The organism is Frateuria sp. YIM B11624 (assembly GCF_049727805.1).
In the GTDB taxonomy this organism is placed as follows: domain Bacteria; phylum Pseudomonadota; class Gammaproteobacteria; order Xanthomonadales; family Rhodanobacteraceae; genus Frateuria_A.
Genome location: NZ_JBCNYA010000020.1, coordinates 1 through 24552 on the forward strand (window position 1 = coordinate 1; position 24552 = coordinate 24552).

26 protein-coding genes are annotated in these 24552 nt (G+C 68.6%); 20 read left to right on the top strand and 6 right to left on the bottom strand.

What is annotated here, in order from left to right; genetic code table 11:
- The first annotated feature begins 70 nt into the window (after positions 1-70).
- Positions 71-1159 carry an alanine racemase gene (gene alr / locus AAIL17_RS11430; RefSeq protein ID WP_424682971.1) on the top strand — a complete coding sequence of 363 codons (1089 nt, stop codon included), beginning with the start codon at positions 71-73 and terminating at the stop codon, positions 1157-1159.
- Between the two features lie 157 nt (positions 1160-1316).
- Positions 1317-2708, top strand: a complete 1392-nt coding sequence (gene radA / locus AAIL17_RS11435; RefSeq protein ID WP_424682972.1) for a DNA repair protein RadA — start codon at positions 1317-1319, stop codon at positions 2706-2708.
- Between the two features lie 95 nt (positions 2709-2803).
- Here the strand turns inward: radA and AAIL17_RS11440 are convergent, their stop codons facing one another.
- Positions 2804-3622, bottom strand: a complete 819-nt coding sequence (locus AAIL17_RS11440; RefSeq protein WP_424683026.1) for a cytochrome C assembly family protein — start codon at positions 3620-3622, stop codon at positions 2804-2806.
- A gap of 168 nt (positions 3623-3790) precedes the next feature.
- Here AAIL17_RS11440 and AAIL17_RS11445 point away from each other — a divergent pair, with 168 nt between their 5' ends.
- The 7 genes from AAIL17_RS11445 (at position 3791) to rplS (ending at position 8341) form a co-directional block, all read left to right on the top strand.
- Complete coding sequence (locus AAIL17_RS11445; protein WP_424682973.1) at positions 3791-4078, top strand: autorepressor SdpR family transcription factor; 288 nt, start codon at positions 3791-3793, stop codon at positions 4076-4078.
- A complete protein-coding gene (locus AAIL17_RS11450; RefSeq protein WP_424682974.1) occupies positions 4075-4719 on the top strand; it encodes an SdpI family protein in 645 nt (214 codons plus the stop codon). Before AAIL17_RS11445 ends, AAIL17_RS11450 begins: the two co-directional genes overlap by 4 nt.
- 91 nt (positions 4720-4810) lie before the next feature.
- A complete protein-coding gene (gene ffh, locus AAIL17_RS11455; protein WP_424682975.1) occupies positions 4811-6193 on the top strand; it encodes a signal recognition particle protein in 1383 nt (460 codons plus the stop codon).
- 157 nt (positions 6194-6350) lie between these two features.
- Positions 6351-6608: a 30S ribosomal protein S16 gene (rpsP, locus tag AAIL17_RS11460; protein WP_091333189.1), complete on the top strand. Its 258-nt coding sequence runs from the start codon at positions 6351-6353 to the stop codon at positions 6606-6608.
- A 2-nt stretch (positions 6609-6610) separates the two neighbouring features.
- Complete coding sequence (gene rimM, locus AAIL17_RS11465; RefSeq protein WP_424682976.1) at positions 6611-7126, top strand: ribosome maturation factor RimM; 516 nt, start codon at positions 6611-6613, stop codon at positions 7124-7126.
- A 14-nt stretch (positions 7127-7140) separates the two neighbouring features.
- Positions 7141-7923: a tRNA (guanosine(37)-N1)-methyltransferase TrmD gene (trmD, locus tag AAIL17_RS11470; RefSeq protein ID WP_424682977.1), complete on the top strand. Its 783-nt coding sequence runs from the start codon at positions 7141-7143 to the stop codon at positions 7921-7923.
- A gap of 25 nt (positions 7924-7948) precedes the next feature.
- Positions 7949-8341: a 50S ribosomal protein L19 gene (rplS, locus tag AAIL17_RS11475; protein ID WP_091333184.1), complete on the top strand. Its 393-nt coding sequence runs from the start codon at positions 7949-7951 to the stop codon at positions 8339-8341.
- A 104-nt stretch (positions 8342-8445) separates the two neighbouring features.
- Here rplS and AAIL17_RS11480 read toward each other — a convergent pair whose 3' ends face one another.
- Both AAIL17_RS11480 and epmB read right to left on the bottom strand, forming a co-directional pair.
- On the bottom strand, positions 8446-10485 hold the full coding sequence (locus AAIL17_RS11480; RefSeq protein WP_424682978.1) for an EAL domain-containing protein: 2040 nt from the start codon (positions 10483-10485) through the stop codon (positions 8446-8448).
- A gap of 203 nt (positions 10486-10688) precedes the next feature.
- Positions 10689-11699, bottom strand: a complete 1011-nt coding sequence (gene epmB / locus AAIL17_RS11485; protein WP_424682979.1) for an EF-P beta-lysylation protein EpmB — start codon at positions 11697-11699, stop codon at positions 10689-10691.
- A gap of 85 nt (positions 11700-11784) precedes the next feature.
- Here epmB and efp point away from each other — a divergent pair, with 85 nt between their 5' ends.
- The 7 genes from efp (at position 11785) to folE2 (ending at position 17414) form a co-directional block, all read left to right on the top strand.
- A complete protein-coding gene (gene efp, locus AAIL17_RS11490; protein WP_325164829.1) occupies positions 11785-12354 on the top strand; it encodes an elongation factor P in 570 nt (189 codons plus the stop codon).
- Positions 12355-12435: 81 nt separating this feature from the next.
- Positions 12436-13767, top strand: coding sequence for a TRZ/ATZ family hydrolase (locus AAIL17_RS11495; protein WP_424682980.1), 1332 nt, complete (start codon positions 12436-12438; stop codon positions 13765-13767).
- Between the two features lie 10 nt (positions 13768-13777).
- Positions 13778-14032, top strand: coding sequence for a YciI family protein (locus AAIL17_RS11500; protein WP_424682981.1), 255 nt, complete (start codon positions 13778-13780; stop codon positions 14030-14032).
- A gap of 72 nt (positions 14033-14104) precedes the next feature.
- On the top strand, positions 14105-14815 hold the full coding sequence (gene ubiG, locus AAIL17_RS11505; RefSeq protein WP_424682982.1) for a bifunctional 2-polyprenyl-6-hydroxyphenol methylase/3-demethylubiquinol 3-O-methyltransferase UbiG: 711 nt from the start codon (positions 14105-14107) through the stop codon (positions 14813-14815).
- On the top strand, positions 14812-15492 hold the full coding sequence (gene gph / locus AAIL17_RS11510) for a phosphoglycolate phosphatase (RefSeq protein WP_424682983.1): 681 nt from the start codon (positions 14812-14814) through the stop codon (positions 15490-15492). Before ubiG ends, gph begins: the two co-directional genes overlap by 4 nt.
- A complete protein-coding gene (locus AAIL17_RS11515) occupies positions 15492-16340 on the top strand; it encodes a squalene/phytoene synthase family protein (protein WP_424683027.1) in 849 nt (282 codons plus the stop codon). Before gph ends, AAIL17_RS11515 begins: the two co-directional genes overlap by 1 nt.
- Before the next feature lie 126 nt (positions 16341-16466).
- Positions 16467-17414 carry a GTP cyclohydrolase FolE2 gene (gene folE2 / locus AAIL17_RS11520; protein WP_424682984.1) on the top strand — a complete coding sequence of 316 codons (948 nt, stop codon included), beginning with the start codon at positions 16467-16469 and terminating at the stop codon, positions 17412-17414.
- Positions 17415-17532: 118 nt separating this feature from the next.
- Here folE2 and yidD read toward each other — a convergent pair whose 3' ends face one another.
- A complete protein-coding gene (gene yidD / locus AAIL17_RS11525) occupies positions 17533-17784 on the bottom strand; it encodes a membrane protein insertion efficiency factor YidD (protein ID WP_424683028.1) in 252 nt (83 codons plus the stop codon).
- Between the two features lie 123 nt (positions 17785-17907).
- Here yidD and dksA point away from each other — a divergent pair, with 123 nt between their 5' ends.
- Positions 17908-19155, top strand: a complete 1248-nt coding sequence (gene dksA, locus AAIL17_RS11530; RefSeq protein ID WP_424682985.1) for an RNA polymerase-binding protein DksA — start codon at positions 17908-17910, stop codon at positions 19153-19155.
- 93 nt (positions 19156-19248) lie between these two features.
- Here dksA and AAIL17_RS11535 read toward each other — a convergent pair whose 3' ends face one another.
- Together AAIL17_RS11535 and cysS are read right to left on the bottom strand one after the other, a co-directional pair.
- Complete coding sequence (locus AAIL17_RS11535; protein WP_424682986.1) at positions 19249-19677, bottom strand: SufE family protein; 429 nt, start codon at positions 19675-19677, stop codon at positions 19249-19251.
- A gap of 55 nt (positions 19678-19732) precedes the next feature.
- Entirely contained in the window at positions 19733-21100 is a 1368-nt protein-coding gene (gene cysS, locus AAIL17_RS11540) for a cysteine--tRNA ligase (RefSeq protein WP_424682987.1), read from the bottom strand.
- A 255-nt stretch (positions 21101-21355) separates the two neighbouring features.
- On the opposite strand from cysS, the gene AAIL17_RS11545 reads away from it, so the two are divergent.
- From AAIL17_RS11545 to AAIL17_RS11555, 3 genes are all read left to right on the top strand, one after another.
- Positions 21356-21895 (top strand): glycine zipper 2TM domain-containing protein, encoded by a 540-nt coding sequence (locus tag AAIL17_RS11545; protein ID WP_424682988.1) that lies wholly within the window; start codon positions 21356-21358, stop codon positions 21893-21895.
- Between the two features lie 415 nt (positions 21896-22310).
- Entirely contained in the window at positions 22311-23315 is a 1005-nt protein-coding gene (locus AAIL17_RS11550; RefSeq protein WP_424682989.1) for an N-acetylornithine carbamoyltransferase, read from the top strand.
- A gap of 25 nt (positions 23316-23340) precedes the next feature.
- Positions 23341-24546, top strand: a complete 1206-nt coding sequence (locus AAIL17_RS11555) for an argininosuccinate synthase (protein WP_424682990.1) — start codon at positions 23341-23343, stop codon at positions 24544-24546.
- Positions 24547-24552: the final 6 nt, after the last annotated feature.

Here is a 24552-nt window from a genome sequence, read left to right on the forward strand (position 1 = left end):
GCGCCGGCGCGCCGGCTTGCCGTGCACTCGACGTTCCCCGTTCCCCGTTCCCCGTTCCCCGCTGCACCCCATGAGCCGCACCACGACCGCCACCATCCATCTCGGCGCACTGCGCCACAACCTCGCCCGCATCAAGGCGATGGCGGCACCCGCGCGGGTGATGGCGGTGGTCAAGGCCGATGCCTACGGCCACGGCCTGGAGCGCGTGGCCCGTGCGCTCGATGCGGACGCCGAATGTTTCGCCGTGGCGGCCCTGGGCGACGGCCTGCGCCTGCGTGCGGCTGGGCATCGCCAGCGCATCGTGGTGCTGTCCGGCCCGGACCAGCCCGGCGACATCGCCGAGATGCAACGCCTGCAACTGGACGCGGCGATCCACCATGATGCACAACTGCCGTGGCTCGCCGAGGCCCGCGCCGGCCGTGGCCGCCTGCGTGCCTGGCTGAAGATCGACAGCGGCATGCATCGGCTGGGCTTCGCGCCCGAGCGCGTCGCCGAGGTGCACGCGCGACTGGCCGCGATGCCGGGGCTGGACCCCGAGATCGGCCTGCTCAGCCACTTCGCCGAATCGGAGGTCTTCGACGGCGAGCGGACGCGCGAGCAGATCGAGCGCTTCGCCGAGGCGATCTGCGGTCTGGCCGGACCGCGTTCGCTGTCCAACTCGGCCGCCGTGCTCGGCTGGCCGGAGGCACGCGTCGACTGGGTGCGTACCGGCGGCCTGCTGTACGGGCTGTCGGTGGTGGAGGGGAAGAGCGGCGCGGACTTCGGTTTCCGTCCCGCGATGACGCTCGCCACGCGGCTGATCGCCATCAACACGGTGCGCCGCGGCGAGTCGATCGGCTACAACGGCACCTGGACCTGCCCGGAAGACATGCCGGTCGGTGTTGCCGCCGTCGGCTACGGCGACGGCTACCCGCGCAGCGCCGCCAGCGGCACGCCGGTACTGGTGGGCGACACCCGCGTGCCGTTAATCGGCCGCGTCTCGATGGACCTGATCACGCTCGACCTGCGCGAGGTGCCGCAGGCGAAAGTCGGTGACCGCGTCACCCTGTGGGGCGGGGACCTGCCGGTGGAAACCATCGCCCGCCATGCCGGCACGATCAGTTACGACCTCACCTGCGGCATGACCCGGCGCGTGCTGTTCGTCGAGGACGAGAGCTGACCACCGCATGGCGTAGCGCGTCGTGCGCGACGTCCATGCGCCACCATGCCGCGCGTACGCGCGGGATGCGCTCCTACATATGAAGCCGTCGCCCGCCGTCTCGCCCCGTGCGAGCGGCGAGGGCTAAGCTCCCCGACATCGACTACCGGAATCTCCCATGGCCAAAGCCAAGACCGCCTACGTCTGCACCGATTGCGGTGCGGAGCACTCCAAGTGGCAAGGCCAGTGCGTCGAGTGCGGCGTGTGGAACACGCTGAGTGAAGTGGTGCTGGCGCCGGCGTCCACGGCGAAGGCTTCGGTGGGCGCACAGCGTTCCAGCTACGCCGGCAATGCGGCCGGTTCGGCCAGGGTCACGCCGCTCACCGCGGTGGCGCTGACCACCGAGGCGCGCACGCATACCGGCATCGGCGAGCTCGATCGCGTGTTGGGCGGCGGGCTGGTGCAGGGGTCGGTGGTGCTGATCGGCGGCGATCCGGGCATCGGCAAGTCCACGCTGCTGTTGCAGATGCTCGGCACGCTGGGCGCGCACCTGGCCAGCGTCTACGTCACCGGCGAGGAATCGCTCTCGCAGGTGGCAGCGCGCGCGCAGCGCCTGGGCCTGCCGCTGGAGCCGCTGCAGGCGCTGGCCGAGACCTGCATCGAACGCATTCTCGAACAGGCGATCGCCACGCGGCCGCACGTGCTGGTGATCGACTCGATCCAGACGATCTGGACCGAACTGCTCACCGCGGCGCCGGGATCGGTCAGCCAGGTGCGCGAGTCGGCGGCCAAGCTCACGCGCTTCGCCAAGGAGACCGGCACGAGCGTGTTCCTGGTCGGCCACGTGACCAAGGAGGGCGGCATTGCCGGCCCGCGCGTGCTCGAACACATGGTCGACGCGGTGCTGTACTTCGAAGGCGAGTCGGGCAGCCGCTTCCGCGTGCTGCGCGCGTTCAAGAACCGCTTCGGCGCAGTCAACGAACTGGGCGTGTTCGCGATGTCCGACAAGGGCCTGCGCGAAGTGCCCAACCCGTCGGCGATCTTTCTTTCCGCGCATGCGGGACCGACTTCCGGTAGCGCGGTAATGGTCACCCGCGAGGGCACCCGTCCGCTGCTGGTCGAAGTGCAGGCGCTGGTCGACCAGTCGTCGCTCGGCAATCCGCGCCGCGTGGCGCTGGGCCTGGAGCAGAACCGCCTGGCGATGCTGCTGGCGGTGCTGCACCGGCACGGCGGCGTGGCGGCCTATGACCAGGACGTGTTCGTCAACGTGGTCGGCGGCATCCGCGTGCAGGAGACCGCGGCGGACCTGCCGGTGCTGCTGGCGGTGCTCTCCTCGCTGCGCGACCGGCCGCTGCCGGACAAGACCATCGCCTTCGGCGAGGTCGGCCTCTCCGGCGAGATCCGCCCGGTGCCCAACGGCGAGGAGCGCCTGAAGGAAGCGGCCACCCACGGCTTCCGCCGCGCCATCGTGCCCAAGGCCAACGCGCCAAAGAAGGGCAAGGTGGGCGAGATGGAGGTCGTCGGCGTGGAGCGCCTGTCCCAGGCCATCGACGCCTGCCGCGACGCCTGACTCGCCGTAGGGTGGGCGTAGGGCGGGCTTCAGCCCACCAGCCTCGATGCCGGCAAGGACGGTGGGCTGAAGCCCATCCTGCGCGGTCTTGCGTGTTACAGCCGCGGCAGCGGCCGGTGCAGGATCAGCTCCAGCACGAACTTCGAGCCGAAGAACGCCAGCACCAGCACCGCCATGCCGATCAACGTCAGGTTGACCGCGCGGCGGCCGCGCCAGCCGTGTTTCCAGCGGCCGTAGAGCAGCAGGCCGAACACCAGCCAGGCGACGATCGAGAGCACGGTCTTGTGCACCAGGTGCTGCCCGAACAGGTTGCCGACGAACAGCGCGCCGGTGACCAGGGTCAGCGTGAGCAGCGCGAAGCCTGCGCCGATCATGCGGAACAGCAGCGTTTCGGTCAGCGTCAGCGGCGGCAGCGCGCGCAGCCAGGGGCCGAACTGCCGATGGCGCAGGCCGCGCTCCTGCACGGCCAGGCCGATCGCCAGCACCGCGGCGATCGACAGCAGGCTGAAGGCCACCAGCGCCACCGTGACGTGCAGCTTGATCTGCCAACCCATCGCCACCGGAATCGTCGGCGGTGCCAGGAAACTGTCGACCGCCAGCAGCGCCGCAGCCAGCGGGAATACCACCACGCCCAGCGCCGCGACCGGGCGGCTGAGGCTGACGAACAGGGTGAGCGCCGAAACGACGCAGGCGACCAGCGACAGCGCGGCGAAGAAGTGCAGGTCCAGCGCGCCCCGATGCATGCCCAGCAGCACGCCGGCGTGCGCCAGCACCGCCAGCATGGCGATCGCCAGCGCAGGACGCTGCCATGCCGGCGACGGCGTCGCCGTCCCGCGCCCGAACAGCGGCCAGGCGAGCAGGCCGGAGGCAAGCAGGTAGCAGGCGATGGCGACGATCGAGAGCGCGGGCAGCATGGCGTACAAGTGTGGCACACGGCCTGCGAACGGGTGAATGCACGGCGGGTTTCGCGACGGGCCGGAGGGGCGGGAATCCAGCCGGCGCCGGTGCGGATGCCACGGGTGGGTTTGCTATATTTAGATATTTGTCTAAATATCTACGTGCCAGTCCCGCCTCCGGTCCGCATGAAACAGCAAGCCGTCTTCCGCGCCCTCGCCGATCCCACCCGCCGCGCCATCCTCAAGCGCCTGCAGGGCGGCGCCATGAGTGCGGGCGAGATCGGTACGGCGTTCGACATCACACCGGCCTCGCTGTCGCACCACTTCGCGGTGCTCAAGCAGGCCGACCTCGTACGCACCGAGCGGCGCGGGCAGTTCATCGTCTACTCGCTCAACAGCACCGTGGTGGAAGACCTCACCCGCCTGGTGCTGGACCTGTTCCCGACCGGTGGGGCCACGGGAGGCAAGCGATGAAGTACGCACGTACGCTGTGGGTGACGGCGGTGTTCCTGCTGGTGGCGATGGGCGTGGCCGTCTGGCTCTATCCGGCGCTGCCGGCCCTAGTTCCGTCGCATTGGAACGCGGCGGGACAGGTGAACGGGCATCAGCCGCGGCTGGTGGCCGTGGTGTTCGCGCCGGGCATGATCCTGGTGCTGGCCCTGCTCACCCTGGGCCTGCCGGGGCTGGCGCCCAGGCGCTTCGGGGTCGGCGCCTTCGCCAGCGCATGGGGCGCGGTGATGCTGGCCGTGCAGGGGGTGGTGCTGGTGCTCGGCATCACCGTGCTGCTCGTCGGTGCGGGGTATGCGGTGCCGGTGAACACGATCCTGCTGCTGGCCGTGGGCGCGTTCTTCATGGTGGCCGGCAACTACATGGGCAAGCTGCGACGCAATTTCTTCATCGGCATCCGCACGCCCTGGACGCTGACCAGCGACGAGGTGTGGGAGCGAACCCATCGCCTGGGCGGCTGGACGTTCGCGGCCGGCGGGCTGCTCATCGTGGTCAGTGCGCTCGCGCACGCGCCGGTGTGGGTTTCCTTCGGCCTGCTCGCGCTGGCGGTGCTGGTGCCGTGCGTGTACTCGCTGCTGCTCTACCGGCGGCTGGAAGGGCGCGGCTAGCGGGAGTCCGTGGCACGGATCCGGTGCGCGGCAGGTTCCGCCCGATGGCCTCCGCTATACTCGGTCGTTCCAATCCATTGCCATCGCCGTCATGTTCGAGTCGCTCAGCCAACGCCTCTCCGCCACCGTCAACCGCCTGCGCGGGCGCGGGCGGCTGACCGAAGAAAACATCCGCGAGTCCCTGCGCGAGGTGCGCATCGCGCTGCTGGAGGCGGACGTCGCGCTGCCGGTGGTGCAGGCGCTGATCGAACGGGTGAAGGTGCGTGCGGTCGGCCAGGAGGTGCTCAAGAGCCTGTCGCCGGGCCAGGCGCTGGTGAAGGTGGTCAGCGACGAGCTGACCAAGGTGATGGGCACGGCCAATGCCGAGCTCAGCCTCGCCCAGCAGCCGCCCGCCGTGGTGCTGATGGCCGGCCTGCAGGGCGCGGGCAAGACCACCACGGTGGCCAAGCTCGCCCGCTTCCTGACCGAGCGCAAGAAGAAAAAGGTGATGGTGGTCAGCTGCGACGTCTACCGTCCGGCCGCCATCGAGCAATTGCGCACGCTGGCCGAGCAGGTCGGTGTGAAGTTCTTCCCGTCGGAGGCCGGACAGAACCCGGTCGATATCGCCAAGGCAGCGATCGCCGCCGCCCGCCGCGAGGTGGTCGACGTGCTGCTGGTCGATACCGCCGGCCGCCTGCACATCGACGAGGCGATGATGGGCGAGATCAAGGCGCTGCACGCCGCGATCACCCCGGTCGAGACGCTGTTCGTGGTCGACTCGATGACCGGCCAGGACGCGGCGACCACCGCCAAGGCCTTCAGCGAGGCGCTGCCGCTGACCGGCGTGGTGCTGACCAAGACCGACGGCGACGCCCGTGGCGGCGCCGCGCTCTCGGTGCGCTACATCACCGGCCGGCCGATCAAGTTCCTCGGCGCCGGCGAGAAGACCGACGCGCTGGAGCCGTTCCATCCCGATCGCGTGGCGCAGCGCATCCTCGGCATGGGCGACGTGCTGTCGCTGGTGGAGGAGGTCGAGCGCAAGGTCGACCAGGAAAAGGCGCAGCAGCTCGCCCAGAAGGTGATGAAGGGCAAGCGCTTCGACCTGAACGACATGCGCGACCAGCTCGAGCAGATGAACAACATGGGCGGCCTGGCCGGCCTGATGGACAAGCTGCCGGGCGTGGCCAACCTGCCCGACAACGTCAAATCCAAGGTCAACGACAACGAGCTCAAGCGCATGGTGGCTATCATCGGCTCGATGACGCCGAAGGAGCGCCGCCATCCGGACCTGCTCAACGGTTCGCGTCGCGCCCGCGTGGCGCGCGGCTCGGGCACCCAGCCGGCCGACGTCAACCGCCTGCTCAAGCAGTACATGCAAATGGAGAAGATGATGTCCAAGCTCTCCAAGGGCGGCACCAAGGGCCTGATGCGGCAGATGCGCGGGGCCATGAAGGGCATGGGCGGGATGGGCGGCGGTTTCCCGCCGATGCGCTGACCACCTGGCGCATTCGGGGCCGTCGACGGCGGCGGCCCCTTTGGATAGCCCGCCCAAGGGCTTCCCTTTTACCGAAAATCCACTAAAATGCCGCGTTTACCGCGCGCGGATCCCGTGCGTGCTGCCGGCGCAGCCGGCACCTCTGGAGCTTTTACTTATGGTCAAGATTCGTCTTTCGCGCGGCGGCGCCAAGGGCCGTCCGTTCTACCACGTCGTCGTGACCGACCAGCGCAACAAGCGCGACGGTCGCAGCATCGAGAACGTGGGCTTCTACAACCCGGTCGCCTCCGGCAAGGACAAGCGCCTCGAGCTCAACGTCGAGCGCGTCAACGAGTGGGTGGGCAAGGGCGCCCAGCTGACCGACAAGGTCGCCGCGCTGCTCAAGGAAGCCGGCAAGCAGCAGGCTGCTGCCTAAGCATGGCCGCAGCCGGTCGGCGCGTCCTGGTCGGACGCATCGTCGGGCTGTATGGCGTGCAGGGCTGGCTCAAGATCGAATCCTGGACCGAGCCCCGCACGCAGATCTTCAAGTACCAGCCCTGGCTGCTCGAAAAGGCGCCGGGCGAGGTGATGGAGATCGCCGGGGTCACCGGTCGTCCGCAGGGCAAGGGGCTGATCTGCCAGTTGCCCGGCGTGGATGAACGGGACGCCGCGGCAGCGCTGGTGGGCAAGGACATCCATGTCGCCCGCGAGCTGCTGCCGCCTCCGGCCAGGGACGAGTATTACTGGGTCGACCTCGAGGGTCTGGAGGTCGTCACCACGGAAGGCGTGGCGCTGGGACGGGTGAGCCACCTGTTCGCCACCGGCGCGAACGACGTGGTGGTGGTGAGGGACGGTACGCGCGAGCGGCTGGTGCCCTTCGTCCAGGGGACTTACGTGCGTTCGGTGGACCTGTCCGGCGGACGCATGGTGGTGGACTGGGATCCGGAGTTCTAGGAATCGAGGATCCGATGCGCATCGACGTCGTCACGCTGTTTCCCGACTTCATGCGCCAGTGCGCCGCGGTCGGTGTGGTGGGACGCGCGCAGCAGCGGCAGTTGTTGCAGGTGGAAACCTGGAACCCGCGCGACTACGCCACCGACAACTACCGTACCGTGGACGGCCGCACCTGCGGCGGCGGACCCGGGATGGTGATGCTGATCGAACCCTTGCGGGCGGCCTTGAAGGCCATGCGCGAGGCGGCGCCGGAACCGGCGCACGTGATTTACCTCAGTCCGCAGGGAGCGCGGCTGACGCAGGGCAGGGTGGAAGCGCTGGCGAAACTGCCGCGCATCGCCTTGCTCTGTGGGCGTTACGAGGGTGTGGACGAACGCCTGCTGGCGCACGAGGTCGACGAGGAGCTCTCCATCGGCGATTATGTGCTGTCCGGGGGCGAGCTGGGCGCCGCGGTGGTCATCGACGCGGTCGGCCGTTTGCAGGAAGGCGCGTTGAACGACGCGCAGTCCGCCGAGCAGGATTCGTTCTCGAACGGACTGCTCGACTGTCCGCACTACGCGAAGCCGGTGCATGACGCACTGGGTGACGTGCCGGAGGTGCTGCTCTCCGGCGACCACGCGGCGATAAGCCGCTGGCGCCTGAAGCAGTCGCTGGGACGGACCTGGCTGCGGCGGCCCGACCTTTTGGCGCAATGCGCGCTGGACAAGACGTCCCGTGCATTGCTGGAAGAATTCCGCCGTGAGCATGCTCGGCAAGAGCAGCAACGGCACGACGAAGCGGCCGTCAAGCCGCAGTAATTGCAAATTTCAATCAGGTGTTGCCATGAACAAGATCATCGAACAGTTCGAAGCCGAGCAGATCACCCGCCAGCTGCCGGAATTCGGCCCCGGCGACACCGTGGTGGTCAACGTCAAGGTGAAGGAAGGCAACCGCGAGCGCGTGCAGGCGTTCGAGGGCATCGTCATCGCCAAGCGCAGCCGCGGCCTGCATTCGGCCTTCACCGTGCGCAAGATCTCGCACGGCACCGGCGTGGAGCGCGTGTTCCAGGCGCACAGCCCGGCGATCGATTCGGTGCAGGTCAAGCGCAAGGGCAAGGTGCGCGGCGCCAAGCTGTACTTCCTGCGTGGCCTTGAAGGCAAGGCCGCCCGCATCAAGGAAGACATCGCCGCCGTGTCGGCGGCCAAGGCGGCCGCCAAGGCTGCTGCCGCCGAGTAAGCGGCTTAGGCTCGACCTACGAAAAAGCCCCGCGGAGCGATCCGCGGGGCTTTTTTCGTTCCGGTTCTGGGCGAATCCTTTGGATTGCTGCCCAGGCGATACCGTTACAGCAAGCGCTGCGGCTCCTGCAGGAAGTTGCCCTGCACGAAGTCGACGCCGCAGGCGAACAGCAGCGAGGTGCTGGTGGCGTCCTCGACCCACTCGGCCACCGTGAGGCGCTTCATCTCGTGCGCCTGCACGCAGATCTCGCCGATCTTCTTCTGGTTCTCGGGGTGCTGCGGCAGCTGGTTCATGTAGGTTCGGTCGATCTTCAGGTAATCCGCATCGATGTGCGTGAGCAGCTGGAACGAGTTCAGGCCTGAGCCGAACTGCTCCAGCGCGAAGCGCCCGCCCATCTTCTTCCAGCGCGTGATGAATTCCTGCGCCGGGCGCAGCAGGGTCACCACCTTGCTCTCGGTCATCTCCAGCACGATCTGGCCCTGGCGCAGCGCGGCGCGCTTGAGCCGCTCCTCCAGCCAGGGCAGGAACGCCGCGTCCTGCATGGAGTCGGCGGTGAGCTTGACGAAGAAGGTGGTCTGGATGCCCTGGCCATCGCGTGCCTTCAGCACGTCGATGGCGCGGTTGATCACCCAGCGGTCGATCGCCGGGGTGAGCTGGTGCTTCTCGGCGATCGGCATGAAGAAGCCGGGCAGTACCTCGCCCTGTGGGCCGTTCATGCGCAGCAGCACTTCGGAGTACTCGCCCTCGGCGTCCTGCAGGCTGATCGTGTGCTGGTGGTAGAGCACGAAGTTGTCCTGCGCCAGCGCCTGCTTGAGCAACTGCAGCCAGTAACGCTCGCGCTCCTCCTCGGCCTTCTCGCGCGCGGCCGGATCGTGCAGCTCCATGCGTCCGCCGCCCTGGCTCTGCGCGTTGCGCAGGGCCTGGCTGGCCTGGTTGAGCAGCAGCTCGGCGTTGGCGTTCTTCTCGCCCAGCAGGCTGCCGCCGATGCTGGCGGTGACCGTGATCGAGCGGGTGCCGGCGTCGAAGATGTCGCTGGCCACCGCCTGCAGCAGGCCGTCGATCCACTGCTTGATCGCCTCGTCGCTGCGCGAATCGAGCACTACGCCGATGGTGTGTTCGGCCAGCAGGCCGGCCATGTCGCTTTCGCCGAGCAGGGCGCTGACCCGGCCGGCGAAGGCGGCCAGCAATTCGTCCGCCTGGCCCAGGCCGATGCCGGCGACGATGGTCTGCCAGTTGTCCGGTTCGATCAGCAGCAAGGTCTGGCCCTTCTTGCCCTTGGCCGCGGCGGCGACCGCCTCGTCGATGGTCTCCAGCGTGCGTGCGCGGTTGAACAGGCCGGTGACCGGGTCGCGCTGCAGCTGCTCGATCAGCGCCGGGTCGACCTGCTGGCGGCGGAACACGATCTGCAGGCAGGGCTCGCCTTCGAACGTGGCGCCGGCGAATTCGACCGTGGCCTTGAACGTGCTGGCATCGGCGCGGCGAGCCTGCAGTTCGACCTGGTTGGAAGCCTTTTCCTTGCGCGAATGGGCGCGCAGCAGGTTCTTGAAGGCCTCGGCGTCGGCGGTGCCGATCATGTCCAGCACCGGCAGGCCCATCAAATCGTCGAAATCGTCGTAGCCGAAGGTCTCCAGGTAGGCGCGGTTGGCGCGCACGTGCATGCCTTCATGCACGTACGCGATGGCGTCGGTCGAGGAGTCGAGCAAGGCGTCGCAGCGGCGCTCGGATTCGCGCAGCGCAGCTTCCAGCAGGCGTACCTGGCGACGGGTATGGAGCGAATCGAACTCGCGCTGCAGCACCGCGATCAGCTGCTTGGGCTGGGTGCGCAGCGCGGTGCCGCGCACGCCGCCGGCGAACATCTCGGCCACGCTCTGGGTGTCGAGCTGACTGACCAGCGCCACCAGCGCCACGTCGCGGCCGTGTGCGTCGAGCAGGTGCACCACTTCGCGCAACTCCAGGCCGGCGGCCGGATCGAACAGCACGATGTCCGGCTCGAGTTCGTCCAGCGCCGCCTGCATCTGGTCCGCCTGGGTCGCCCGCGCCGGGCGGACGGCGATGCCGGCATTGCGCAGGAGGCTGATGATCTGTTCGGCGTCCTCGACGGATTTCTCGACGAAGAGGATCTTGATGACGGAATCTTTTTTCATTGAGCCCTGGCGGCTGCCCTAGGATCGGCTGGAGTCGCCGGCGCCCCTCGCCGCGACCGGAGGCGAGCCGGCGTCTGGCCGTCCAACCTCGTTCACGGTTTGTAGCGGATTCGCCGGGAGAGCGCCAGCGGCAAGTCGCACAAGGGCAATGCCCGCCGCGATTTTGCGGGTTCCGAAGAAGACGGCCCGGGGAGGGCGCGGGATCACAGCGGACGCTTGGAAGCGTCCCCGGCGACCTCGCGCACCAGCCGCGGCACCAGGTAGCCCGGCAACCGCTGGCGGACTTCTTCGACCAGCGCAAGGGCACGCGCGTCGTCCACCTCGAAATGCGCCGCACCCTGCACGCGGTCGAGCTGGTGCAGGTAGTAAGGCAGCACGCCGGCGGCGAACAGGCGCTCGGACAACGCCGAGAGGGCTTCCACCTGGTCGTTGATCCCGCGCAGCAGCACCGACTGGTTGAGCAGGATGGCGCCGGCCTGGCGCAGCCTGGCGCAGGCGGCGTCCACACCGGCATCGAACTCGTTGGCGTGGTTGGCGTGCAGCACCACCACCTTCTGCAGCGGCAATGCCTCCAGCCACGCCAGGAACGGCGCGTCGACGCGTTCGGGCAGCACCACCGGCAGGCGGGTGTGGATGCGCAGGCGGGTCACGTGCGGCAGCTCGGCCAGGCCGCGGCCGAGCTCCTCGAGCTTGGAGGTGGCCAGTGCCAGCGGGTCGCCGCCGGAAAGAATCAGCTCGCTGATCGACGGATCGGCCTGCAGGTGCGCCAGCGCCTGCCGCCATTGCCCGGCCGCGGCGATCTCCTCGCCATAGGGGAAGTGCCGGCGGAAGCAGTAGCGGCAGTTGACCGCGCAACTGCCGCTGGCGATCAGCAGCGCGCGGCCGTGGTACTTGTGCAGCACGCCCCGCGCCTCGCGCGCGGCGAGATCGCCGACCGCGTCGGCGCTGAAGCCCGGCACCTGGTCCAGCTCGGCCAGTTGCGGCAGCACCTGCAGCAGCAGCGGATCCCGTGGATCGCCCGGCTGCATGCGCGCCACGAAACCGCGCGGGACCCGCAGGGCAAAGCCGGCGTCGCCCGGCGGCAGGTGGTCGCCCAGGTGAGCCAGTCCCACGGCATCGAGCAGCTCGCCGGTGTCGGTGATGGCGTCCCGCCACAGCTCGCGCCAGTCGGGCGCGGTCGGCGATAGGCGGGCGGCGGGGCTTGCGGTTATCATGGCGGGCCTTGAGGCGGGCCTTGAGCCCGTGCAAACCCCTATTTTAGCCGCCAGCGGGCGGTGTTCACCTCTGGAGCAGAAGCGCATGGCGACCGCCGGTCTCAACGACGTCAAGAAGGGTATGAAGATCCTTCACAACAATGACCCGTGGGTCATCACCGACGCCGACTTCATCAAGCCCGGCAAGGGCCAGGCGTTCACCCGCATCTTCATCCGCAACCTGAAGACGGGCCGCACCACCGAGCAGACGATGAAGTCGTCCGACTCCTTCGAGGTCGCCGACGTCACCGATACCGACATGCAGTACCTGTACTCCGACGGCGAGTTCTGGCACTTCATGCAGCAGGAGACCTTCGAGCAGCACCAGGCCAGCAAGGCCGGCGTGGGCGATGCCGCCAAGTGGCTCAAGGGCGAGGAAGAGTGCGTGGTGACCCTGTTCAACGGCGAGATCATCACCGTGCAGCCGCCGAACTTCGTCGAGCTGAAGATCACCGAGACCGACCCGGGCGTCCGCGGCGACACCTCCGGCGGCGGCGGCAAGCCGGCCACGCTGGAAACCGGCGCGGTGGTGCGCGTGCCGCTGTTCGTCGGCACCGACGAGGTGATCAAGGTCGACACCCGCACCGGCGAATACGTCAGCCGCGTCGGCAAGTAAGCGGCCGACGGCAGCAAACCCGGCGGCACGGCAGCGCAGGCGCCGTGCCGTTTTCGTTCCAGCCATGACACGAGGGCCGCAATGCGTCCAGCCGCCACCGAGATCGACCTGCTCATCGAAGCCCGCTGGGTGGTTCCGGTCGAGCCGCACGCCGTGGTGCTGGAACACCATGCGGTCGCGGTCGATGGCGGTGAGATCAGGGCGATCCTGCCGATCGCCGAGGCACGCGCCGCCTATGCGCCGCGCGAGCGGGTCGAGCTTGCCGAGCACGCGCTCATCCCGGGCCTGGTCAACAGCCATACGCACAACCCGATGACGCTCATGCGCGGGCTGGCCGACGACCTGCCGCTGATGACCTGGCTGCAGCAGCACATCTGGCCGGCCGAGGCCAAGGTGATCGGGCCCGAATTCGTGCGCGACGGCGTGGAGCTGGCGGTGGCCGAGATGCTGCGCGGCGGCACCACCTGCGCCAACGAGAACTACTTCTTCCCCGACGTGATCGGCGCGACCTACCGGCGGCTGGGTTTCCGCGCCGTGGTCGGCCTGCCGGTGATCGAGTTCCCGACCGCCTGGGCCAAGAGCCAGGACGAGTACTTCGAACGCGCCGGCGAGGTGCACGACAGCTTCCGCGGCGACGGTCTGGTCGGCACGGCGTTCGCGCCGCATGCGCCCTACACGGTGTCGGACGACAGCTTCGAACGCATCCGCGTGCTGGCCGACCAGCTCGACATCCCGGTCCACCTGCACCTGCACGAGACCGCGACCGAGGTCGAGGACGAAAAGAAGAAGTCCGGCCTGCGCCCGTTCCAGCGCCTGCAGAAGCTGGGCCTGGTGAACGACCGGCTGATCGCCGTGCACATGACGCAGATGACCGAGGGCGAGATCGCCGCCTGCGCCGAAGCGGGCGTGTCGGTGGTGCATTGTCCCGAGTCGAACCTCAAGCTCGCCTCCGGTTTCTGCCCGGCGGAAAAACTGCGTCGCGCCGGGGTCAACCTGGCGATCGGCACGGACGGCTGCGCGTCGAACAACGACCTGGACATGATCGGCGAGCTGCGCACCGCCGCGCTGCTCGCCAAGGCAGTCGCCTCCGATGCCGCCGCCTTCGATGCGGCCTACGCGCTGCGCGCGGCCACGCTCAACGGCGCCAGGGCGATCGGGCTGGACAGCCGCATCGGTTCGATCGAGCCGGGCAAGCAGGCCGACCTGGCCGCGGTGCGGCTGGGTGACATCGAGACGCAACCGCTGTTCCACGTCGCCTCGCAGCTTGCCTACGCGGCCGGCCGCCACCAGGTCACCGACGTGTGGATCGCCGGCCATCGCAAGCTGGCCGCGCGCGAGCTGGTCGATCTCGATTCCGCGGCGATCCTGGCCAAGGCGCATGCCTGGCGCGAACGCATCGCCGCGTTCTCCTGAAGAGGTGGGCATGAATCTGTTTCTGGTCATGGTGATGCGCCGCCCGCAGTTCGATCCCGCGGTGGTGCCGGCGCACAACGGCTTCCTCGACGAATTGCGTGCGGAAGGCCGCCTGGAGCGTTCGGGCCCGTTCGGCGACAAGTCCGGCGGCGCCTACCTGTTGCGCGCGGCGGATCTTGCCGAGGCGCAGGCCATCGCCCACCGCGATCCGACGCACGTCAGTGGCGGTTGGGACGTGACGGTGTACGAATGGCAGGCGCACTGACGTTCGTATTCCGACTTTGAGCCGGCAGCCCTCCCCCATGCCGGGTGTGGGGCACCCGCAAGGAAACTCACCATGACCGATACCACCGCCAACGTCAGCCCCGAGGAAATTGCCCGCTTCGACAAGCTGGCCGCGCGCTGGTGGGATCCGGACGGCGAATCGCGCCCGCTGCACGACCTCAACCCCGTGCGCGCCGCCTATGTCGCCGGGCGCGTGGACCTGCGCGACGCAAAAGTGGCCGACGTCGGCTGCGGCGGCGGCCTGCTCAGCGAGGTGCTGGCGCGCGAAGGTGCGCAGGTCACCGGCATCGATCTCGGCGAGAAGGTGATCGAAGTCGCGAAGCTGCATCTGTACGAGTCCGGACTGAAGATCGACTACCGCGTGCAGGCCTCCGCGGCGCTCGCCGCCAGCGAGCCGGCCAGCTTCGACGCCGTGTGCTGCATGGAACTGATCGAGCACGTGCCCGATCCGACCGCGCTGGTGAACGACCTGGCCGCGCTGCTCAAGCCGGGCGCGCGCCTGTTCATGTCCACCCTCAACCGCACGCCGGCCGCGTTCGGGGCGGCGATCCTGGGCGCCGAGTACGTGATGCGGCTGCTGCCGCGCGGTACGCACCACTACGCGCAATTCCTCAAGCCTTCCGAACTCGGCCGCCTGTTGCGCCACGCCGGGCTGGAGCTGGAGGACGTCTCGGGTCTGGCCTACAACCCGCTCACGCGCAAGGCCTCGTTGAGCCGCATCACCGCGGTCAACTACCTGCTGTGCGCGCGCAAGCCCGCATGAAGCCGCTGCCGCCCACGATCGAGGGCGTGCTGTTCGACCTCGACGGCACCCTGCTCGACAGCGCTCCGGACCTCTACGCCGCGCTCGAGCGCCAGTGCGGGGAAGAGGGCGCGCCGGTGCCGCCCTACGCGCCGGTGCGCGAAGTGGTCTCGCGCGGTGCGCGCGCCGTGCTGCGCTGTGCTTTCGGCCACTTGGGCGAGCCCGCGGTGGAAGCGCGCGTGGAACGCTACCTGACGCTGTACGAAGAAGTGATGGGCCAGGCCACGCGGCCCTTCGAAGGCATCGAGCCGATGCTCGGCCAGCTCGAAGCCGCCGGCGTGCGCTGGGGTATCGTCACCAACAAGGCCGGTTTCCTCACCGAGGAGCTGCTGCGGCGGATCGGCTGGGACGGCCGCGCCGCAGCCGTGGTCAGCGGCGACACCCTGCCGGTGAAGAAGCCCGACCCGGCGCCGGTGCGCCTGGCCTGCGAACGCGCAGGCATCGCTGCGGCGCGCAGCCTGTTCGTCGGCGACGATCGCCGCGACGTCATGGCGGGCGCGGCGGCCGGGCTGTACACCGTGGCGGTGGCCTGGGGCTATCTCGATGGCGGCGATCCGCGCGAATGGAACGCCGACGCCGTGCTCGACACGCCCGCGCAGTTCGCCCAGTGGCTGCGCCGTGGGCGAGCGGTGGCGTGATGGAGGCCGGCCACGACGCCCTGCAGAGCTACCTGGACAAGTGGCTGGCCGCGCAGCCGGCACAGCGCGTGGCGCTTGCTTTCGTGGAACCCGCGCGCCACCCGGGCCATGTCGCGCTGGCCGCGCTGGAGCAGGAATGGCTCGGCGCCGCCTACGGCATCCGCGAACCGCACGTGGCCGCCACCAAGCTCAACTGGTGGGCGGAGGAACTGGCAGGTGCCGCGGAAAGTGGCGGGCGCCATCCGCTGACCCAGGTGCTGTTCGACGACGAGCGTGCCGCCCGCATCGGCAGCGAGCGTTGGCTGGCGCCGGTGCTGGCCGCGATGGCCCAACTGGAGGAGGGCACGGCGGCCGACTTCGGTGCGCAAGTGGCCGCCGCCTCGCAACTGCATGGCGCACTGGCCGCCCTGGAGACGGCCTGGTGGTTCGGCGATTCGGCCTCGCCCGAACGCGCCGCGCGGATGGCCACGCTCGCCCATCTGCTGCATGCACTACGCCGGCTCGACGACGATGCCGAGCGTGACCGTCTGCCGCTGCCGATGGCCTCGCTGGCGCGCCATGGCCTCAGCCGCGACCAATTGCGCCGCGCAGGTACCGCGCGCAACGCCGCGGCACGCGATCAGCTCGGCGAGATCACCGCCGCTTGGCGCGAGGCGGCACGGTTGCCGGGGCCGCTCAGCGTGTTCCGCGCCGTCGAATCGCGTGAAGGCGAGCGCCTGGCCCAGCGCGCCATGGGCGCCGCCGAGCCGCTGGAAGCGCTGCAGCGCGCGCGTCCGGCGGGTGGGCTGGCGACGACCCTGGCCGCCTGGCAGGCGGCGCGCCGCTGGCGGCGCGCGGGCGGTGCCTGATCAAACCCCCGGCAGGGGGTGCGGGCACTCAACACAGTGTTTCCGCATCGTGCCTGTTGCCCCTGCGCCCGCTGCCCCAAAATAGAGAGCCGCACGGCGCCATTCGCCTGCCGCAAGGACATCCCCATGCACAGCCACGAAAACACCGCCCGCCTGCTGCCCGACGTCGCCGTCCAGGCGCAGCCGCACCTGCCCGGCGCGCTGGACTGGGTCGGCATGGACGGCATCGAGGTGCCGGTGCGCTTCGATGCCGGCGACGGCCAGGTCGAGCGCGCCAGCGCGCAGGTGGGCGCCTTCGTCAACCTGACCCGGCCGGACAAGCGCGGCATCCACATGTCGCGGCTCTACCTGCTGGTCGACCGGCACCTCAGCGCGAAGCCGCTGGATGCGGCGATGATCGAGGCGCTGCTGCGCGCCTTCCTCGAGTCGCACGGTGACCTGTCCGATCGCGCGCGCCTCAGCATCCGCTTCGACCACCTGGTCCGCCGGCCGGCATTGCGCAGCGGCAACAGCGGCTGGCGCGCGTATCCGGTGTCGATCGAGGCGAGCCTTTCCGCCGATGGCTTCCAACTGGAGCTCGGCACCGAAGTGGTCTATTCCTCGACCTGCCCGGCGTCGGCCGCGCTGTCGCGCCAGCTCATCCAGGAGCAGTTCGCGCGCGACTTCGACGCGGACAAGCCGATCGACCACGCCGCGGTGCTGGCATGGCTGGGCAGCGAGCAGGGCATCGTCGCCACGCCGCATGCGCAGCGCAGCGTCGCGCGGTTGCTGGTGCGCCTGGCCGACGGCGTGGGTTTCAATCTCATCTCCACGCTCGACCGGGTCGAGCAGGCGCTCGGCACGCCGGTGCAGACGGCGGTCAAGCGCGAAGACGAGCAGGCGTTCGCGCTGGCCAACGGCGGCAACCTGATGTTCTGCGAGGATGCCGCGCGCCGCATCCAGAAGGCGCTGGACGCCGATCCGCGCATCGCCGATTTCCACGTGCGCCTCGAACACCAGGAAAGCCTGCACCCGCACGACGCGGTGGCCTACGCCAGCAAGGGCGTACCCGGAGGCTACGGCTCCGCGGGTTGAGGCTCATTGCTCCTCGGGTTGAGGCTCATCGCGTTTCTGCGGCCGACCCTTGGTCGTGCGCCTTCTCGCGCATGACCGCTTCGTTGCAGTGCCAACGGGCATCCGTCAACGTGTCGGATCAGGACTCGCCATGCGAACGGCAGCGGGTGAAGTGGAAATGCTCCGGCACAGGATCCTCGCCGCCGGTGCACAGCGGCTGGCAGCGCACGATACGCCACAGCGCCAGCACACCACCGCGCAGCGGACCGAAGCGCACGATGGCAATCCGTGCATAATCGGAACAGCTGGGGTGGAAGCGGCAACGCGGCCCCAGCAGGGGGCTCAGCAGGCGTTTGTAGGCACCAAGCAGGAGGAGCAGGAATCGGGTCACTTCGTTCACGCAGCCCCAACGGCTCGCGGCATGTAGTGCCTTCGAGTATTCCAGATGCCTGTTGCTGGTGTAAGGCGCATGGGCTATAACACCCGGCCGCCACGGCCAAAACGGTGAAGGGAAATGGCGAAAACGACGCGTAGTTCGACCGCCGCCAAGGCGCAGAAAGGAAAGGCCGCGGGCAAGGCGAAGGAAACCAAGGCCGCCAAGCCCAAGCTTGCCGCTGCCAGCGCCCGGGCCGGCAAGAGCGCCACTGCCAGGAAGGCTGCGCCCGCCCGCAAGCCGGCGGCCAAGCAGGCTCCGGCGAAGAAACCCGTAGCGCGCAAGGCGGCCGCGAAGCCGGCGGCCAAGTCCGCCAGCAAGGCCGTGGCAAAGAAGGCTCCCGCCAAGAAGGCGCCTGCCGCGAAGACTCCCGCCAGCAAGACTGCTGCCCGCAAGCCCGCGCCGGCGGTGAAGAAAGCCGTGCCTGCCAGCAAGCCGGCCAAGGCGGCAGCGAAGAAGGCATCCAGGCCCGCCGCCAAACCGGCGGCGAAAAAGGCGCCACCGACCAAATCCGCCGGCAAGTCCGCGAAGTCGGCGGCGCCCGCGAAGCCGGTCAAGGCCACGGGCAAGGCGGGTACCAAGACGGCCGCCAAGGTTCCCTACAAGATCGTCGACAAGCCCGCCGCGCCTGCCAAGTCCGCGAAGACGCCGGCGAAGGCCGCCAGCGCACCGGCGCCGGCCAGGCAGGCCGCATCGGTCGTCGCCAAGCAAACATCTCCATCACCCGCCGTTGCGCCCATGAAGGGCAAAGTGGCGAGTGCCGTCGCGATGGTGTCCCCGCGCGTGGCCACGGCCACCGCACGCCATACCCCACTCAAGAAGCAGAAGACCCCGCAGTCCTCAATGAATAATTCCGCTACAACCCTCGACAATGGCGTGACCCGCGAGGATGGCCGTTACGCCCTGCCTTCCACCATCAATATCGACCTGCCGCCGGGTTACCGCCCCTCGAACGACGAGGAGTACATGAATCCCAAGCACCTGGCGTACTTCCGCAACAAGCTGCGCGACTGGCGCGACCAGCTGGTGGAAGAGTCGCGCCAGACGATGGAAAACCTGCGCGACGAAGTGCGTGACGTCGGCGACGAGGCCGAGCGCGCCACCCGCGAGACCGAGAACTCGCTGGAGCTGCGCACGCGCGACCGCTACCGCAAGCTGATCTCGAAGATCGACAAGGCGCTGCGCCGCATCGAAGAAGGCCGTTACGGCTATTGCGAGGAGACCGACGAGGAAATCGGCCTGGAGCGCCTGGACGCCCGCCCGATCGCCACGCTGTCGCTCGACGCGCAGGAGCGTCGCGAGCATCTGCAGAAGCAGATGGGCGACTGACCTTCGCATCGACCGGAAACGACGAAGCCCCGCCATCGCGCGGGGCTTTGTTTTTGGCGGGAGGGCTTCCGCTCCTGCGAGCGGAAGGGGCCGTCAGGCGAGCGCTTGCGCCGCGTAACCCTTGAGCTTGGCCAGCATCGCCGACAGGCCGTTGGAGCGGGTCGGCGAAAGGTGCTTGGCCAGGCCGATCGACTGCACGAACTCGGGTTCGGTGGCGACGATCTCCGCCGCCGGCCGATCCGAATACACGCGCAGCACCAGGGCGATCAGCCCGGAAACGATCGCCGAATCGCTGGCCGCCGCGAAATGCATCTTTGCGGCGTCCCCGCTGGGCACCAGCCATACCATCGACTGGCAGCCGTGCACGCGGTGCTCCTCGGTCTTGCACTCGTCGGGGAAGGGCGGCAACTGCTTGCCCAGGTCGATGAGATATTGGTAGCGCTCGGACCAGTCGCCGAAGAAGGCGAACTCCTCGGCGATGTCCTGCTGCGCCTGCTCGGCGCTGGGGGCGGTAGCGTTCATGCGTGCATTATCGCGCGTGAGGTGGATGGTGGGCTGAAGCCCACCCTACGCAGGCTCAACTTTTCTGGATGCTCCAGCGTGTGCCCTGCGCGCCGTCCTCGATCACCACGCCCATGGCCGAGAGCTCGCCGCGGATCGCATCGGCGCGGGCGAAGTCGCGAGCGGCGCGTGCGGCGCGGCGTTCTTCCAGCAGAGCTTCGATGCGCATGGCGTCGACGGTTTCGTCGCCGCGCCTGAACCAGGCTTCCGGGTCCTGCTGCAGCAGGCCGAGCAGGGCGCCACCGCCCAGCAGCGCGGCCTTGGCCTGGGAGCTGCCCGACTGGCGCGCGCCATCGGCGAGCAAGGCGAGTTCGGCCAGCGCCTGTGGCGTGTTGAGGTCATCGCACAGAGCCGCCTCCACCGGCGCGGGTACCGGCAGCTCGCCTTCGACCGGCACGTGCGCCAGGTCGCGCAGCACGCGATACCAGCCGTCCAGCGTGCTCACCGCCTGGGCGAGTGCGGCGTCCGACCAGTCCAGCGGCTGCCGGTAGTGGCCGCGCAACAGCAACAGCCGCAGTGCCTCGGGCGGATGGCGCTTGAGCAGTTCGTGCACCAGCAGCACGTTGCCCAGCGACTTGGACATCTTGCGTCCGTCGAAGGTCAGCATGCCGTTGTGCAGCCACCAGCGCGCGAACACCTCGCCTCCATGCGCGCAGGTGGACTGCGCGATCTCGTTCTCGTGGTGCGGGAAGGTCAGGTCGACCCCGCCGGCGTGGATGTCGATCGTCGTGCCCAGGTGCGCCGCGCTCATCGCCGAACATTCGATGTGCCAGCCGGGGCGGCCACGACCCCAGGGGCTGTCCCAGCCAGGCAGTTCGGGCGTGGAGGGCTTCCACAGCACGAAATCCGTAGGATTCTTCTTGTAGGGCGCCACCTCGATGCGCGCGCCGGCGATCAGTTCGTCGGTATCGCGCCCGGACAGTTGCCCGTAGGCGGCATAGGTGCCGACGTCGAACAGCACGTGTCCTTCGGCTGCATAGGCGTGGCCGCCGGCGATCAGCGTTTCGATCATCGCGATGATCTCGCCGATGTGCGCGGTGGCATGCGGCTCGACGTCCGGCGAGGCGATGCCGAGCGCGGCCATGTCTTCGCGGTAGGCCTGCGTGAAGCGCCCGGTGATCGCGCCGATCTCCACGCCCTGGTCCAGCGCCGCCGTGTTGATCTTGTCGTCCACGTCGGTGATGTTGCGGGCGTAGACCACGTGCGGGTAGTGCCGCCGCAGCAGCCGCACCAGCACGTCGAACACCACCGGGCCGCGCGCGTTGCCGATGTGCACGTAGTTGTAGACCGTCGGCCCGCACAGGTACATCGTCACGCGCTGCGGATCGAGCGGCACGAAGGTGTCGGTGCGGCGGGTGAGGCTGTTGTAGAGCGTGATCGGCATCGGACGTGTCGGTGGCGCGGCCAAGCCGCGCATCTTAGCAGGCCACACCCTTGGCTCCCCTCTCCCCTCTGGGGAGAGGGTTGGGGTGAGGGGCGGGGCTCGCGGTGAGCCCACGTTTCTTTGGGGGGAGCCGACAAAGGCTGAACGAACCCCGCAGCCCCTGTCATCCCTCGAATGCTCTAAGCGTTGATTCAGCGTGAATTTGTTGCAATGACAATCGCGCAGAAGCGCTTTTCGGACCATGTTGGAGGTCCCATGAACAAGATGTTGCTCCCCGCCCTGGCGCTGGCTCTCGCGGTCGGCGCCGTGCGCGCGCAGGACGGGCGTTACGCCGATGGCGACGACGCCAACAACAACACCCATTACGGCTGGGCCGACGTGTTGCGGGTCGATCCGGTCTACGGCATGGCGCGCACCGAGGTGCCGCGGCAGGAGTGCTACGACGAACCGGTGGTGCGTCGCGAAGGCGGCAACACCACGGCCGGCACCGTGCTCGGCGCAGTGATCGGCGGCGTGCTCGGCAACACGGTCGGCAAGGGTGACGGCCGCAAGGCCGCCACCGTCGCCGGCGCGGTCGCCGGTGGCGCGGTCGGCCACGGCGTGGCCCGCCGCGGCGAGCGCGAGTACGACGACACGGTGACCCGCTGCCGCCAGGTCAGCTCGGTCAGCGAGCAGCGCCGCCTGATGGGCTACGACGTCGAATACCGCTATCACGGGGACGTCTACGTGTCGCGCCTGAACTACGACCCGGGCGAGCGCCTGCGGGTGCGCGTCAGCGTGGCCCCGGCCGAGTGACCGACGACCGCCGCCCCCGGGGCGGCGGTTTCGTTTTGGACGTCCGTTCGTATGGACGTCCAGAAATAGTTGTTGCGTCGCCGCAAGAATGCCGGCATGATGCCGGCTCCCTATCCGGAATCCTCATGTCCGCAGCCGTCTACACCGCTACCGTGCTCACCAGCGCCCGCATGGCCGCTGGCATGACCTCGCGTGCGCGCCGACCGCTGGTCCGACATCCGGCCGGGTAGGCTGTCGCTGCACGCGCTTCAGGCGCAACGACGAACAAACCCGGCCATCGCGCCGGGTTTTTTTGTTGCCAAAAAAAGCTCGCTGCGATCGCCGAAGACCCAGTTACTTATGCGCAGGTTCCATCTGCGCGAAAAGCAAAAAAGCGGCCACATCCATGGCCGCACCCTTCAACAGAGGCACCAGCATGGCCCTTCGACACTTCCTCACCACCCAGGACTACAGCCGCGCCGAGATCGACGCCCTGCTGGAACAGGCCGCCGCGTTCAAGCGTTCGCCGCACGGCCAGCAGCTGGCCGGCAAATCGATCGCGCTGCTGTTCTTCAATCCTTCCATGCGCACCCGCACCAGCTTCGAACTCGGTGCTTTCCAACTCGGCGGGCACGCGATCGTGCTGTCGCCTGGCAAGGATGCCTGGCCGATCGAATTCGAAGTCGGCACCGTGATGGATGGCGAAGCTGAAGAACACATCGCCGAGGTGGCGCGCGTGCTCAGCCGCTACGTCGACCTGATCGCCGTGCGCGCGTTTCCCAAGTTCCAGGACTGGTCGGTGGACCGCGAGGACCGCGTCATCAAGGCCTTCGCCCGCTACGCCACCGTGCCGGTGATCAACATGGAGACGATCACCCATCCGTGCCAGGAACTGGCGCACGCGCTGGCGCTGAAGGAGCACCTGGGCGACCTGCAGAACCGCAAGTACGTGCTGACCTGGACCTACCACCCCAAGCCGCTCAACACGGCGGTGGCCAACTCGGCATTGCTGATCGCCACCAAGCTGGGCATGGACGTGACCCTGCTGTGCCCGACGCCCGAGTACGTGCTCGACGAGCGCTACATGGAAGCCGGCCGGCAGAACGCGAAGGCGAATGGCGGCTCGCTGAAGGTCAGCCACGACATCGAGGAGGCCTACAGTGGCGCCCACGTGGTGTACGCCAAGAGCTGGGGCGCGCTGCCGTACTTCGGCCGCTGGGAACAGGAGAAGCCGATCCGCGAGGCGCACCGGCACTTTATGGTGGACGAGGCCAAGATGGCACTCACCGACCACGGCCTGTTCAGCCATTGCCTGCCGCTGCGCCGCAACGTGAAGGCCACCGACGCGGTGATGGAAGCACCGTACTGCATCGCCATCGACGAAGCCGAAAACCGCCTGCACGTGCAGAAGGCCGTGATGGCCTCGCTGCTCGCCTCCTGACCGCCCGCCCCGAAAGAGACAACCCATGAGCCAGCAAGACATCGTCCTCGCCTTTTCCGGCGGCCTCGACACCAGCTTCTGCGTGCCCTACCTCAAGGAGCAGGGCTGGAACGTGCACACCGTGTTCGCCGACACCGGTGGCGTGGATGACGAGGAGCGCGCCTTCATCGAGAACCGCGCCAGCGAACTGGGCGTCGCCAGCCATCTGACCGTCGACGGTGGCCCGGCGATCTGGAACGGTTTCGTCAAGCCGTTCGTGTGGGCGGGCGAGGGCTACCAGGGTCAGTACCCGCTGCTGGTATCGGACCGCTACCTGATCGTCGAGGCGGCGCTGAAGCGTTGTGCGGAACTGGGCACCCATGCCATCGCCCACGGCTGCACCGGCATGGGCAACGACCAGGTGCGCTTCGACCTGGCGGTGAAGGCGCTGGGCGACTACCGCATCGTGGCGCCGATCCGCGAGATCCAGAAGCAGCACACGCAGACCCGCGCCTACGAGCAGAAGTACCTGGAAGAGCGCGGCTTCGGCGTGCGTGCCAAACAGCAGGCCTACACCATCAACGAGAACCTGCTGGGCGTGACCATGTCCGGCGGCGAGATCGACAAGTGGCAGGCGCCGGGCGAGGGTGCGCGCGGCTGGTGCAAGCCGCGCGCCGAATGGCCGTCCGAACCGCTGGCAGTGAAGCTCGGTTTCGAGCGCGGCGAGGCGGTGAGCCTGGACGGCGAGCGCCTGCCCGGTCACCAGTTGCTGGCGAAGCTCAATGCGCTGTTCGCCCATTATGGCGTGGGCCGCGGCATGTACACCGGCGACACCACGATCGGGTTGAAGGGCCGCATCGTGTTCGAGGCACCCGGCCTGATCGCGCTGCTCGCTGCGCACCGCGCGCTGGAAGAGGCAGTGCTGTCCAAGCAGCAGAACCGCTTCAAGCCGGAGGTGGCGCGCAAGTGGGTGGAGGTGGTCTACGAAGGCTTCTTCCACGATCCGTTGAAGACCGACCTGGAAGCCTTCCTGGCCTCCAGCCAGGCCACCGTCAACGGTGTCGTGACGCTGCAGACGCACGGCGGCACCGTCGAAGCGGTGGCGGTCGAATCGCCGCAGATCCTCAACGCCAAGGGCGCCACCTATGCGCAGTCGGCCGACTGGGGCGTCGAGGAAGCCGAGGGTTTCATCAAGCTGTTCGGCATGAGCTCGACGCTGTGGGCGGAAGTGAACCGGAGCGTGAAGGGATGAGCGCCG